Raw genomic sequence first — 12,435 nt, 5'->3', positions numbered from 1 at the left:
ATTTATTATTTATTATTTAGAGTTTAGGGTTTATAAAATTACAAATACTATAAGAGTGTTGAGTTTTATTTCTTTAATGGGATTTAAGGATATAAAGTGAATTAAAACGAATTAAAATAGATTAAAAAAAGGCTGCTTCCTTATGAGGGAAGATAGCCTTTTTATCTACTTTTACGTGTTCGCTGAGATTGTCGTTGGTTTGTGCTTTGTTTCCACGGAGATAATAGAATCTGAGGTTCACTTTCGATGATGTTCATAGCTTCTTCGTGATCATTGGATTTGAAATCTTCAATCAGTTGAATCAGATCACTGCGATCTAGTAATGTGACGGCATTGACACCGGCGAGTGTTTCACAAGCTTTGGTAAAATAAGAAGATGTTAATACGATACACTTCTCTGCTTCATAATAACGCATGGATGAATAAATTTCCTGTACAGCACTCAAACCAATTTTATTATGTTCGGCATAGCATTTGGCTTGCAGTACATTACGTATTCCTTCTCGATCGGTAAAAACTAGATCTGCCCCAAAGTCGCCACTGCTTTGTGTTTTGTATGTATCTTCATATCCTAATTCAGTGAACAAGCGATATAAATATCGTTCAAATTCTGATCCTTCCATCTGGTCAATATCCTGCATAGTAATACGGTATGGATCAAGTTGTTGACGGCGTATTCTAGCTCTTCTGCGGGAGAGGCTTTTGATCGTGAGTATAATGATGAGTAGAATAACTACTGCAATCAGTGCGTAAATCCCGAGCGAATATTGGTCAAATATCTGGTTGATATTCATGATGTGTGGCTCCTCTTATTTATCGTTATTCTGAGTGTAACAAAAAAAGACTTTAACCGAAATACTAACGTTACACTTGAACGTCTACGGCTAAAGCCTTTTATACAAGAAAAGATTTATAGATATAGGTAATCAATAGAAAGATTAGTAAAAGGAATTAATAAAAATAATCATTACAAGTAAACATGTCTTATGTGGTGAAAGGTCGTATTTCGATAAATCTACTTTTACTCAAGCTTATGTTTGATACGTTTTTTACGATTAGGTTAACTCTGATACTCAACAATATAGTCAATATACTCTTTAGCACTTTGATCAATTTGTTGATCTGTTGCTTGAAAAGATGCCCCAAACATAGCGAAGTGTGGCAATGCTATCGCTCCTACATGCTGCATACTTGCTTGAAACGGGCTGATTAGTTGTTCTACTGTAAGAGTAACCGAACCTTCTGGATCATAATTTTCCTGCTTATCTCCAATAGACATCGCTAAGCCTATCTTTTTCCCTTTCAGCTTATCCCCTGCTGATCCGTATGCCCATCCATATGAGAAGACATCATCGAACCACTTCTTCAGTAAAGGTGGATAGCTATACCAGTAGAATGGAAATTGTAAAATAATATGATCATGAGCTTCCAGTAATTGTTGTTCCTGAGCCACATTAATATTCCAATCTGGATATGCTTGATATAAATGATGAATCGTCACTTGATCCGGGTGTTGAAGTAATTCCTGATGCCAGCGTTTATTCACTTTGGATGTTGCAAGATTCGGGTGTGCTAAAATAATCAATGTTTTCATACGATATAATTTCCTTTCGTGATGTGAGAATATTGCCATTATGATATAGCTTGACCCAAAAGAAAATACACACAATAAAGTCATGTACTTACTTTAAAGTGTGTATAGACTTTATCTACGATCTGATGTAACAATAAAGAATCAAGCTTATGATTGATAGGCTTATATAGCTCAATAACTACAAGCAAATGAGCTCAAACGGAGGAAATGAAGAATGAAACAATATCATCTAGGCATAGAAGCCACCCTTGAAATCATCGGCGGAAAATGGAAAGCGTTGATCATCTGTTTGTTAATGGCATCGGATGCAATGCGTACTAGTGAATTGCAACGTAATATTCAAGGTATTTCGCAAAAAGTACTTATTCAGCAATTACGTGAACTTGAACAAGATGGCTTAGTAAGTCGATATGTCTATCAGCAAATGCCTCCTAAAGTCGAATACTCTTTAACATCATACGGGAGAACTGCCAATACTATTGTCGAAGTGATGTGTGCATGGGGCACAGAAAATATTACTCTTCGTCAGCAACAAGGTGAAGAGATTGAACTATTAGATCATGAAGTAAAGCGCAATGTTAAATAGGATATATAAGCATCGACTTCAATATAAGAATGACTTGCACCATAAGAGGTAAAATGCAAAAAAGTATAAAGAAAAAGCCATCTATAAGATGGCTTCACTTTTAGCAATATATGCACGAGATCAGATTATTTTTTACTCACTTTTAATTTCACACTGGTATTACTGTAGATCGCTTTGACGCTGTAACCTTTAGGTAATCCTGTTGTTGTCATCGACGAGAATTGTCCATGTTGTACAGATTTCTTATTGATCACAATCTTCATACCGTTAGCAGGCATATAGTTATTAGTAAAGTTCAATTGTAGCTTACCGTTATAACTAGCTTTTCCTTTGATTTTCAAAAGATCGGCTTTGCTCCCGATATTCAGTTCTAGTGTACCTTTAGGTGTTTGTTTGAAATCACCATCAATCATCCACATGCCAGCTGTTTGTTCAGCAAGTGTACCGCCTTGGTTGGTGACATTTCCACGTCCAAATGCTGTCGCTGTTGTTCCTTCGAGTGTGCCTTGCATAACCATTGTATTTCCACTGAATGTATTTTTACCTTCTAGATAAAGAGTACCTGTTCCTTTTTTGATCAGACCGCCTTTACCTGCGATAGCATTACGCCAGTGATCTTCCTGATTGAATCCACCTTTGTAAGCATCCATCGTTACCGTAACATTACTCATAAATGAGCCATAACCATCAGCTGCGGCAAATAAATTCAAACGTCCCCATCCTTCAGCATCATCCAATACAGGATAACCAGATGGAATCCCTGTTGTTGCTAATACGGCTCGGCGCTGGTTATCACTTAGATACGGTTGACGCGTTTCTAATAATACCTCTGCCCCTTTAGGTACAGAAATCGGCTGGTTTTTGGCATACACTTGCGGGAATTGGTACGTTAAGCGCTCGGTATACATTTTTTTATTGGCTTTGTAATCACTAAAGCGATCTGGCGCTGTTCCTGTTTGCGTCATTAATACTTTTTGCGCTTGTTGGTATGCTTGTTTCTTCAATTCTTTATTTGCTGGATCATTCAAAATAGCCGCCGACAAAGCCGTTGCCATCACACGTCCACCCATTACATCAAATGGAGAATGCATTCCTGCAACAATCCGGTTGTTGCCAAGTTCAGAAGCACGAGTCAGTAACTCCTGATAGCGTTCAGGCATAGCATAAGCCATTGCAAAAGCACTTAAATAGGCTGCATTGGTATGCCCACTTGGGAAGCCTCCATCTGAGGTTGGATCAGACTTAATCTGTGGCACTAATGTTGGAATCACAATCGCTGGTGAATCCCAACGGAAAGGACGTTTGTAATTAAAAAAGCTTTTCGCTGGATTCGTAGATGAATAATCACCACGTAACTTGTTCACCAGACTTACAACACTACCCAAGCTAGAGTTCGGATCACCTGCATTGTTGCCTCCATCATCATACTTTTGCGTCGTCGCATCTGCGGGAACATCTGTAATTGTGGTCGTTGCGCCTGCATCTTTGCGATATACATCTGTAAGCGAACCTAGACCTTCGATCACACTGTAACTCTGGTTACGACGATCATCCAGATAAGCCGCTTGAGCTTGACTGGCTGTACGTTTTTTTGCTATGTCGATAACCATCTGAATATTCTGGTCTAAGATTTTAGCATTTACGGCTGTACCTGAATCCCAAGTAGCACCCGGTGTCCATAACTTTTCAAATCCAGATAATACACCAATAGCCGGATTAGATGTTGCAGACATATTGTCTTTCGTATTGTTTTTGTAATGGTCTACAAAATAACCCGATTCTGGCTTCACTGGTGTCAATGCATCTTTCGCTTCTGCTGCATACGAAGAATGTCCACCGACCGTACCTGCCAATACCGATAACGTCAGGGATAATCCTAGCATTTTAAATTTAGATAATTTCATAATAATGTAAATCCTCCTCAACAATTGTGCATCTATGTACTTTCCACATCTTACGGTAATTTTGTTAACGCTATGTTTGTTATTTATATTAAGTTTGTTAAACGTCTTTACGAATTCCAAATAGATACCTGCTGCAATATCATGTACACTATACAAAAAGATATTATTTATAAAAGGAGATACATATAATGCAAAATATAGTATCAATGAAATGGTTACTTGCTCGCTTGTACGAACCCGATATCGTCACTGTAGATTGTCGCTTCTGGTTAAATGACAAACCTGCGGGAGCGGCGGCTTATGAAGCAGAACATATACCGGGTGCGGTCTATCTCGATCTGGAAAAAGATTTATCGGCTCCAGTGACAACACATGGTGGTCGTCATCCATTACCTGATGTCGATCAATTAGCACTTACACTTGGCAAAGCAGGCATTCATCCAAATAGTCGTGTCGTGATCTATGATGATAACAAAGGAATCAATGCCGCCAGATTATGGTGGATGCTTCACTATGTAGGGCATCAGCAAGTGTATGTATTGAACGAAGGATTTACCACTTGGAAAAATGCGAAGTATCCTGTGACTAGCGATCAACCTGTTGTGATTCCAACCACATTTGTCGCACATGTACAGCCTGATATGTTAGCAGATATCGAAGAAGTTCGTCAGGTGTCTCAAGCTTATCGTTCTACAGATGCGACTCCTTCTGTCCAGACTCAGGATAAAGATTCTTTGCCTACATTGATTGATTCTCGTGAAAACAAACGGTATCTGGGACTTGAAGAACCGATCGATCCCAAAGCTGGACATATTCCAGGAGCGGTGAATTATTTCTGGTTAGATACCCGTCATGATGAAGAAGATCGGTATGACGATGTAGAGCGGTTGGAGAAGCATTTTGCAGGATTGGATAAAGAGAAACCGATTATTGTGTATTGTGGTTCTGGAGTGTCAGCTTGTCCGAATGTGTTGGCATTGAACGAAGCTGGGTATAAGAATGTGAAGTTGTATAGTGGGAGTTGGAGTGACTGGATTAGTTATGAGGAGAATCCGGTGGCGACTGGAGAAGATATATAACATTTAAAAAAGCCAAAAGGAGCGACTCCAAGTCTAGATTAAGACTTAGAATCGCTCCTTTTTCTATTCGATTGTTCTTATTCCCAAAAATGCTTCATCTCTCGATATCCAACATCCCATGCTTTTTCGTTTCCTTCTAACGTAATCGTAAGCACGTCGGCTTGTTCGAAATACCACTCGAATATTTCAGGCTTATGCTTTTGATATTCAGAGGAATAGGATAAAATTTGCCGTCCATCTACAGACACACTTATACTTCCTTCGAAATCGTTTTGGTCTGGAATTCCATATTGCAAATAAAAATAAAATTCTTTGTCATCAAACTTATAACTGTACGTTTCTGATTTCTTACCGTTAGTGTCATATACATTGAATTGAGGAGTGATTTCTTGTCCACCTATTTTGAAGGGGAGCGATTTCGTCTTTTTCGATGTGACTCCACTGCTGTTTTCCCATTCGTTTAAAGCAACAAATGATCCCGGATTTTTAGCAACCGCTTTATCGATTCCAGCACCAATTCCCCATGTTACGATCAATAGCAAAGCCATAGAAATACCCATAGAGATAACGCTTCGTCGAACGTTTTTAGCACGTATTCCAATGCTGTAAGCTGCGAACCCGATCACTGCGCCAGTTGAGTTTTTCAAAACATCGCCCATATCGAAGCTTCCAAGTAAAGTCAAAGCCTGTATCGTTTCAAGCACAAGGATAGAAAATATAAACAAGATAATGAATCGAATAAATTTTATCGAATACAATAATGGAATTAGAATTCCAAATGGAATAAAAGCCGCCATATTTCCTAGACTCACCATATCCATTAGTGTCGGATGCAAAAAGTCTAATGGATTAGGCAATTTCAAAAAATTATCGGGTACAAAGATAAATGTATAACTATCGGCTTCAGAATCGCTTCTGCCGAACGCAAAAAACATAAAATAAAGAATAAAGAGCGTATACAGTAGTGTTATGGTGAGAATAAGTTTGCGTCTTTTTAACATTGTCGGCTCCTTTAGAAAGAACTTTTTTAATACTCTGTATAAAAGACGGACTCTTGCTTGCTTTTGTATCCATTTCTTAGGAGTCTAATATTTAACAAGTAATCAGAAAGCAAAAAGTCTCGTAAAATAGAAAAAAGAATTGATCCTACACCGAGACCAATCCCTTACATATTCATTGCCCATTATTGTGGTTATCGATTCAGATGAGTATACGTACGGAGCTAAGAAGGATTCAGTTACTCCACTGTTTGTATCCCAAAACAGCAAGATTCGGATTCATACTTGAAATAAAAATTCGAAATTTCTTGTAATCATTTCGTGGTAATGTCATATGTTGCTTTTGGACTTTGGAACTTGGTTGAAATGTAGTTACAAATACAGATTCCCAACCTTTAGCTGTTTCTGTTTCCAGACTGAATACTACTATTTCTTTATTTTGACCTGGAAATGGAAATGCAGTGAATTGCACATCTGTCATTCCTTCTGCATTAAAACTTATCGTCGAATGAGGTGTAGATTCAGCAGTAAAACCAGAGATAACATAATAAGCAAGATCAGGTACCGGATCTCCTGGCTGTGGAGGTTCTGGAATTGTAATCGGTCCAACCTGTATGCTGCTCGGCTGCATAACACTTGAAGCACTCTCCGCAAAAGCAGTAGACTGACCTGAAATACACATGGTGAATAACAAACCTAAAGTCATAACTGGTATAGACCCTTTTTTCACCAACAATTTTAACATTTTCATTATTTTTTTCCACCTTCATTTGTGAAAATATTCAGCTTTATGCCGTGACGAGCTATAATGTTCTACGCTCACCTCTTTTCTTTATAAGTCCTATCTCCTGTGTACAATTTCAAACTAATTAACTAACTAAGTACACCTTTAATATAGAATATTTAGAAATATATGTATATAAAAATTCTAGGGTTTCTTCTGCTTCTTTTAATCACAGCCTAAGGGATACTGGCTTATAATAAAGAATAGATTTTATAGTTGGAACATGATTTGAAAAAGCTAGGTATTGGATTGTCATAACGCCCGATGAATATGGCTTATGCTACAATGGAGGGCAAAGGAGGCGTTATTATTGAATAAACCGAAAATCGTCATTATTGGCGCAGGGATTGTAGGAGCTTCTACGGCCTACCACCTCGCCAAACGGAATCAAGATGTAATCGTGATTGAACAGCATTCAGCCGCAGCACAAGAAGTGACAGAAAAATCTTTTGCTTGGATACATACGACTCATGAAGTGGCTCCTCCATACCAGCATTTATATGATTCAGCTTTGGAAGAATATCATAGGCTTCAGCAAGAACTGCCAGAACTGAATATCCATTGGAACGGAGCTTTGACTTGGGACATTTCGTCACCTGTTAAACAGCATCGCTTTCAAAAATTAAATCGTACGCAACTTATGGAGCTAGAACCGAATTTAGAAGAATATCCCGATGAAGCGTTTTTTGCTAGTGAAGAAGGAGCAGTTAATCCTATAGAGATAACCAAACTCTTACTGGGCAAAGCGCAAGAATATGGAGCAAAAGTTCTATTAAGCACACGGGTGACCGGGCTAGAAAAAGACGCATCCCAACTGATCGGTGTTCATACGTCCAATGGTTTTGTAGAGTCAGATATCGTTGTATTGGCAGCAGGTACAAGCATCCTTGAACTGTGTAGCTCATTAGAAATTCATGTACCCGTAACATCGTCACCTTCTATTTTGATTCAGATGAAAACGTCCCATAAATATATCCATACATTGATTTCGAATGCGAAATTCGAAACACGTCAACTGACAGATCATATCCTATTGGCTGCTGAAGATTATATCGACGATTCGTTAGAAAATGGACCTGAGGCGGTTGGTAAGCGAGCGTTCGATACGCTGCGTCATAGCCTCAAAGACGGGGATCAAATAGAATTAGAAAGCATAAAAGTTGGGTTGAGACCCATGCCTGAAGACGGTTATCCGATCGTAGGCTTTGATAACCGCATAAAAGGTCTTTATCTAGCATCAATGCATGCTGCGATTACGCTAGCACCTCTTATTGCGCGTTTGGCTGCAAATGAAATTATCAATCAGCAATCTGAAAGCAAATTAGCTCCTTGTCGACTTTCCAGATTTTAAAAGTGCTTTTTGAAGGAGCTCTGATGATGAGGAAAATTAGATAGGGATTAGAAAGAAGTAAAGAAGTTGCATATAACTCAAAAACCCCTTTGCAGACTCTATGGTGATCAGCAAAGGCTATCCAGATACTTTAGCACATTATTAAGCAGTTTGTTTGATTAAGAATATAAGGTAGACTTCAATAATTTCAAGAATATTTGCTAATCATTTTACAATAAACTAACCTATATATCTTATCCACAGTTTCAATTTCTAATCACAGAGGGTAAGGAACATCTAACTGCATCTCTCCACTTTATATCAAGGGTGAGTTGTGGTTTTTTTATGATTGCCTTTAATGATTCTAACGTTATTCATAATGGCGTATTTACACGTCGAGAGGAGCAACATCATGACGGTTCAAAAAGCGCTGATTTCAGGTGCAAGTATTGCTGGACTTAGTACGGCATTCTGGTTGAGCAAAGCAGGTTGGGAAGTTACGGTTATTGAGCGTGCTAGTACTTTTCGTGATGGTGGGCAAAATGTTGATGTGCGTGGGATTGCACGCGAAGTTCTTCAAATGATGGGCTTAGAAGATCAAGTGCGCAACCAAACAACGACTGAAGAAGGAACCGCATTTGTAAATGAAAAAGGACAAACTGTCGGTGCTTTTCCGGTAGAAGATTCAGATGGACTGACTGCTGAATTGGAAATCTTACGTGGCGACTTGGCACGTATTGTTTTGGAGGCGTTACCCGCGCAAGTTCAGGTTCGTTATGGTGACTGGATTGAACACATTGTAGATCACCAAGAACATGTTGAGATCGATCTGCATTCAGGCAAAACAGAAATATACGATTTACTTATTATCGCTGAAGGTGTGCGATCCAGAACACGGGATAAAGTGTTTGGAGATCGTGTATCTAGACGTGAATTAGGACTGAACATAGCATACGGTACGATTGAACGACAAGCTGGAGATGACCGATGGTGGCGTTGGTATACAGCTACAGGCGGTCGTCAAATTTCACTTCGTCCTGATAATCAGGGAACGATACGTGCGATGCTCGCCTTTAAAGATCGTGATCGTAATCTGGCAGCTATTCCTTCGGAACAGGCTCGTACAGAATTGAGTAAGGTTTTTGCAGGCGCAGGATGGGAAGATTCTCGTGTGATTGACGGATTTGCTACATCACAAGATGTTTACTTTGATTACCTTACCCAAATTATGATGTCTACATGGTCAGAAGGCAGAGTATGTGTTACCGGCGATGCAGCATGGTGTGTCACTCCTATCGGTGGAGGTGGATCATCACTCGCATTGATCGGCGGATATATTCTGGCGGCATTTCTATCACAACCTGAATCTAATGAAGCAGGAGGCATACCTATTTGTCTCAACAAGTATGAGCAATGGATGCGTCCGATTATAGATAAAGCGCAACATTTACCTCCAGGTGCTCCAAATTTCTTTTATCCGCAAACCAAAATCGGCGTTGGCACGATGCAAACATTTATACGGATCGCTAGCTTTGGCCCATTCCGTAAGCTTGCTGCTCGTATTGGTCACGTCGCTCGTACCCAGCAACAATTGCCTGATATCAGGCTTGTGCAGACTACAACATAAGTAATCTTATCCACGAATTGATATACACATAGAAATAATAATTAACAATCTGCTCACGTGCTCTTATCCTTATTTATATACAGGTTGTCCTCCTATAAAAGATATAGAAAGTTGCTTTCTTTCCAATACATTATAGGAGGAGAATGTTGTATGCAATCAGTGTTTTGGGCATAACTATTTAAATACTCTAAGATCACGTATTTTCTCCTTTTTAGTCATATCTTCTTAAAATTTCTTTTTTCGATACTCCGATTATCTCTGCAATGATTTGAGGATCTATTTTCAATTCTATCATTTTCCTTTATTTGCTTGATGTGTACTTAACCAGCTAATCATAAAGTCAAAAAGTTCTATAGAATATCGATGAGTCGAGGTACAATAGGGCAATTCATTTCTAATCTTTTTTATATTATGCTCAATATCGACTGATTCGATAAAACATACCAAATCTGGACAAAACTCATTTAATGCTTTGAAATATCTCATTTGCGGTTCGATAAATTGTAAATTCATTTCAAAACCTCTTCTTAATCGGGTAGAATCACTTGCTTTTCTTTCTCTTAGAATATGTTCGTTGGTATATAAAACAAAATATGTATCAGGAAATCCTAATTTCTTTTGGCTTATTAGAGGTCGGTAAAATCGTTCTACAAAAGCTAAGCTTTGTCCATCAAACAAAGTAAAATCAAAAGACCAGTTGTACCAAAACGGTTGAAATAAGTCGATATCGATAATCACTTCTGTATCTGTTTCTTTTTCAATAGCTATATTCCAGCGATCCAGTTGACGCTCAAAAAACCACTCCGGATATTCATATTCAGGCTTTTCCCACCAACTCGCAACCTCTGGAATATGAAAAGCATTGTTTACAAAGTGCAGATGAAGTAGCTGTCTTTCCCACTGCACTTGCCCCCTCAATACTAATAATAGTCATATAAATTCCTTTCTTTTGTGCTTTTTCGATTTTCTTGCTTCATATGTAATAATACTATCTCCATTTTCAGGTATTGATTTATAATCGTAGTTGGCTGATATTGTGACATCTACAAATCCTATACTTTCTAATAATAGTTGGAATTCATATATTCCATACCAACTCATAGACAATCGTTGAAGTTCAGTCTGTAACAGTACTCCATCTTTCCACTTCTCATATTTTAACAAAGAAACAGTTCGTTGGTTCACTATATCTAATTCAATACGTTTTTCTTCTAAAGTAATCACTTCATTTTTGCTATTTTCCCATAAGCGTGTCTTCACTGAATGACTAGTAAAATCTGTCTGTAATAGTATATCCATTATGATAATACCGTCATGTTTTAAATGAGCATAATAACATTTTAATGCATGGGTCAGATCTTCTCGTAACTCAATTAATTGAATCGATCCACCAGGAATAATGATGGCTTCATAATTTTGATTTAAGTTAAAGCTACTCATATTCCTTTCTAATAGCACAGGATTGAAATCTAATGCTTTACAAGCTTTTCGACAAGAATCTAGCATGGCTAATGAATAATCTATATCATCAACTTTAAACCCTTTTTGCAATAATGGAATAAGAACTCGTCCAGAACCGCAAGCGACTTCAAGCAATTCTTTTTTGCCTAATTGTTGTAGTCTTTCTATATAATACTTTACATCCTGATAAGAAAAACCTACAGGTTTACTTAGCTCATATACTTCTGTACATAATTCTCCATAAGAATTATACATCACTTCAGCACCTACTTTATGTTGACTTTTGTTTGAAGATTTTACTGTTACATCTCATACTGAACCAAAAAAGCTGATCTTACAAGATCAGCTCCTTAAATTAGATTATCTGTACCAGTTATTTACTCATATGAACAATCTCATGCTAATTTTTAAAAGGTGATTTCTAGCTATTTTTTATCAGCTCGTCCACTGCTTATACCCCATAACTGAAAAATTATTATTCGTGCTATTCACAATAATACGAAAATTTTTATAATTGTTTTTAGGTAGTTTTAAATGTTTTTTCTGGATTTTGGAATAAGGTTGGAACGGTGTTACAAATACAGGTTCCCATCCTTTGTCTGTCTGAGCTTCTAGACTAAAAATAACGACTTCTTTGTTTTGGCCTTCGAAAGGAAACATCGTAAATTGTACATCTGTTATTCCTTCCGCATTGATATTATCCAAAATACGTGGTGTAGAACTAGCCACGAATGTATAAATAATATAATAATCCAGATCAGGTACAGGATCTCCCGATTGTGGTGGTTCTGGTATAATAATTGGTGCCGCCTGTGCACTGCTAGAAGGCACTTCTGCAAAAACAGTAGACGATTGACCGAAAAAAGACCCTGTAAAAACTAGACTTAATGTTAAAGGAATAACTAATAGATTTTTTAAGAAAGGCTTAGAAATTTTCATCATATCTTCCTCTCGTTGGTATAATTTATTTACTTACTGCATTTCTTATTTCTTCTGTGCTCTTAATCCTCCTTTTTGTATTATTTAAATCTAATTAAGCTATTTAATTAATTTATTTCATCTGGAATATATC

12 protein-coding genes are annotated in these 12,435 nt (G+C 37.7%); 4 read left to right on the top strand and 8 right to left on the bottom strand.

Annotation, left to right across the window (positions count from 1 at the left end):
- Positions 1 to 161: 161 nt before the first annotated feature.
- Both PTI45_RS10625 and PTI45_RS10620 read right to left on the bottom strand, forming a co-directional pair.
- Positions 162 to 794 (bottom strand): restriction endonuclease, encoded by a 633-nt coding sequence (locus PTI45_RS10625; RefSeq protein WP_069327555.1) that lies wholly within the window; start codon positions 792 to 794, stop codon positions 162 to 164.
- 266 nt (positions 795 to 1,060) lie between these two features.
- A complete protein-coding gene (locus tag PTI45_RS10620) occupies positions 1,061 to 1,594 on the bottom strand; it encodes an NAD(P)H-dependent oxidoreductase (protein ID WP_069327554.1) in 534 nt (177 codons plus the stop codon).
- Between the two features lie 214 nt (positions 1,595 to 1,808).
- On the opposite strand from PTI45_RS10620, the gene PTI45_RS10615 reads away from it, so the two are divergent.
- A complete protein-coding gene (locus PTI45_RS10615; RefSeq protein ID WP_069327553.1) occupies positions 1,809 to 2,180 on the top strand; it encodes a winged helix-turn-helix transcriptional regulator in 372 nt (123 codons plus the stop codon).
- 125 nt (positions 2,181 to 2,305) lie between these two features.
- Here the strand turns inward: PTI45_RS10615 and PTI45_RS10610 are convergent, their stop codons facing one another.
- Positions 2,306 to 4,084 (bottom strand): acid phosphatase, encoded by a 1,779-nt coding sequence (locus PTI45_RS10610; RefSeq protein WP_069327552.1) that lies wholly within the window; start codon positions 4,082 to 4,084, stop codon positions 2,306 to 2,308.
- A 188-nt stretch (positions 4,085 to 4,272) separates the two neighbouring features.
- On the opposite strand from PTI45_RS10610, the gene PTI45_RS10605 reads away from it, so the two are divergent.
- Entirely contained in the window at positions 4,273 to 5,163 is an 891-nt protein-coding gene (locus tag PTI45_RS10605) for a sulfurtransferase (protein ID WP_069327551.1), read from the top strand.
- Positions 5,164 to 5,240: 77 nt separating this feature from the next.
- Here PTI45_RS10605 and PTI45_RS10600 read toward each other — a convergent pair whose 3' ends face one another.
- On the bottom strand, positions 5,241 to 6,164 hold the full coding sequence (locus tag PTI45_RS10600) for a VanZ family protein (protein WP_069327550.1): 924 nt from the start codon (positions 6,162 to 6,164) through the stop codon (positions 5,241 to 5,243).
- 232 nt (positions 6,165 to 6,396) lie between these two features.
- Entirely contained in the window at positions 6,397 to 6,912 is a 516-nt protein-coding gene (locus tag PTI45_RS10595; RefSeq protein ID WP_069327549.1) for a hypothetical protein, read from the bottom strand.
- Between the two features lie 343 nt (positions 6,913 to 7,255).
- Between PTI45_RS10595 and PTI45_RS10590 the strand changes: the two genes are divergently transcribed.
- Positions 7,256 to 8,296, top strand: coding sequence for an NAD(P)/FAD-dependent oxidoreductase (locus tag PTI45_RS10590; protein WP_069327548.1), 1,041 nt, complete (start codon positions 7,256 to 7,258; stop codon positions 8,294 to 8,296).
- Between the two features lie 391 nt (positions 8,297 to 8,687).
- Positions 8,688 to 9,902, top strand: a complete 1,215-nt coding sequence (locus tag PTI45_RS10585) for an FAD-dependent monooxygenase (protein ID WP_069327547.1) — start codon at positions 8,688 to 8,690, stop codon at positions 9,900 to 9,902.
- Positions 9,903 to 10,193: 291 nt separating this feature from the next.
- On the opposite strand, the gene PTI45_RS10580 is transcribed toward PTI45_RS10585, so the two are convergent.
- From PTI45_RS10580 to PTI45_RS10570, 3 genes are all read right to left on the bottom strand, one after another.
- On the bottom strand, positions 10,194 to 10,808 hold the full coding sequence (locus PTI45_RS10580; protein WP_245703469.1) for an RNA-binding protein: 615 nt from the start codon (positions 10,806 to 10,808) through the stop codon (positions 10,194 to 10,196).
- 24 nt (positions 10,809 to 10,832) lie between these two features.
- Positions 10,833 to 11,618 carry a class I SAM-dependent methyltransferase gene (locus tag PTI45_RS10575; protein WP_069327546.1) on the bottom strand — a complete coding sequence of 262 codons (786 nt, stop codon included), beginning with the start codon at positions 11,616 to 11,618 and terminating at the stop codon, positions 10,833 to 10,835.
- A 180-nt stretch (positions 11,619 to 11,798) separates the two neighbouring features.
- On the bottom strand, positions 11,799 to 12,302 hold the full coding sequence (locus PTI45_RS10570; RefSeq protein WP_069327545.1) for a hypothetical protein: 504 nt from the start codon (positions 12,300 to 12,302) through the stop codon (positions 11,799 to 11,801).
- Between the last annotated feature and the right edge of the window lie 133 nt (positions 12,303 to 12,435).

Origin of the sequence: Paenibacillus nuruki (assembly GCF_001721045.1) — a bacterium.
Classification (GTDB): Bacteria; Bacillota; Bacilli; order Paenibacillales; family Paenibacillaceae; genus Saccharibacillus; species Saccharibacillus nuruki.
Note: the sequence above shows the minus strand (reverse complement) of the source record. Positions and strands in the feature narration are given on the sequence as shown.

Excerpts from the sequence above, each read along its gene's own strand:
- PTI45_RS10585 (WP_069327547.1), top strand. The coding sequence starts at position 8,688 with ATGACGGTTCAAAAAGCGCTGATTTCAGGTGCAAGTATTGCTGGACTT.
- PTI45_RS10600 (WP_069327550.1), bottom strand. The coding sequence starts at position 6,164 with ATGTTAAAAAGACGCAAACTTATTCTCACCATAACACTACTGTATACG.
- PTI45_RS10625 (WP_069327555.1), bottom strand. The coding sequence starts at position 794 with ATGAATATCAACCAGATATTTGACCAATATTCGCTCGGGATTTACGCA.
- PTI45_RS10620 (WP_069327554.1), bottom strand. The coding sequence starts at position 1,594 with ATGAAAACATTGATTATTTTAGCACACCCGAATCTTGCAACATCCAAA.
- PTI45_RS10570 (WP_069327545.1), bottom strand. The coding sequence starts at position 12,302 with ATGAAAATTTCTAAGCCTTTCTTAAAAAATCTATTAGTTATTCCTTTA.
- PTI45_RS10610 (WP_069327552.1), bottom strand. The coding sequence starts at position 4,084 with ATGAAATTATCTAAATTTAAAATGCTAGGATTATCCCTGACGTTATCG.
- PTI45_RS10575 (WP_069327546.1), bottom strand. The coding sequence starts at position 11,618 with ATGTATAATTCTTATGGAGAATTATGTACAGAAGTATATGAGCTAAGT.
- PTI45_RS10615 (WP_069327553.1), top strand. The coding sequence starts at position 1,809 with ATGAAACAATATCATCTAGGCATAGAAGCCACCCTTGAAATCATCGGC.
- PTI45_RS10595 (WP_069327549.1), bottom strand. The coding sequence starts at position 6,912 with ATGAAAATGTTAAAATTGTTGGTGAAAAAAGGGTCTATACCAGTTATG.
- PTI45_RS10605 (WP_069327551.1), top strand. The coding sequence starts at position 4,273 with ATGCAAAATATAGTATCAATGAAATGGTTACTTGCTCGCTTGTACGAA.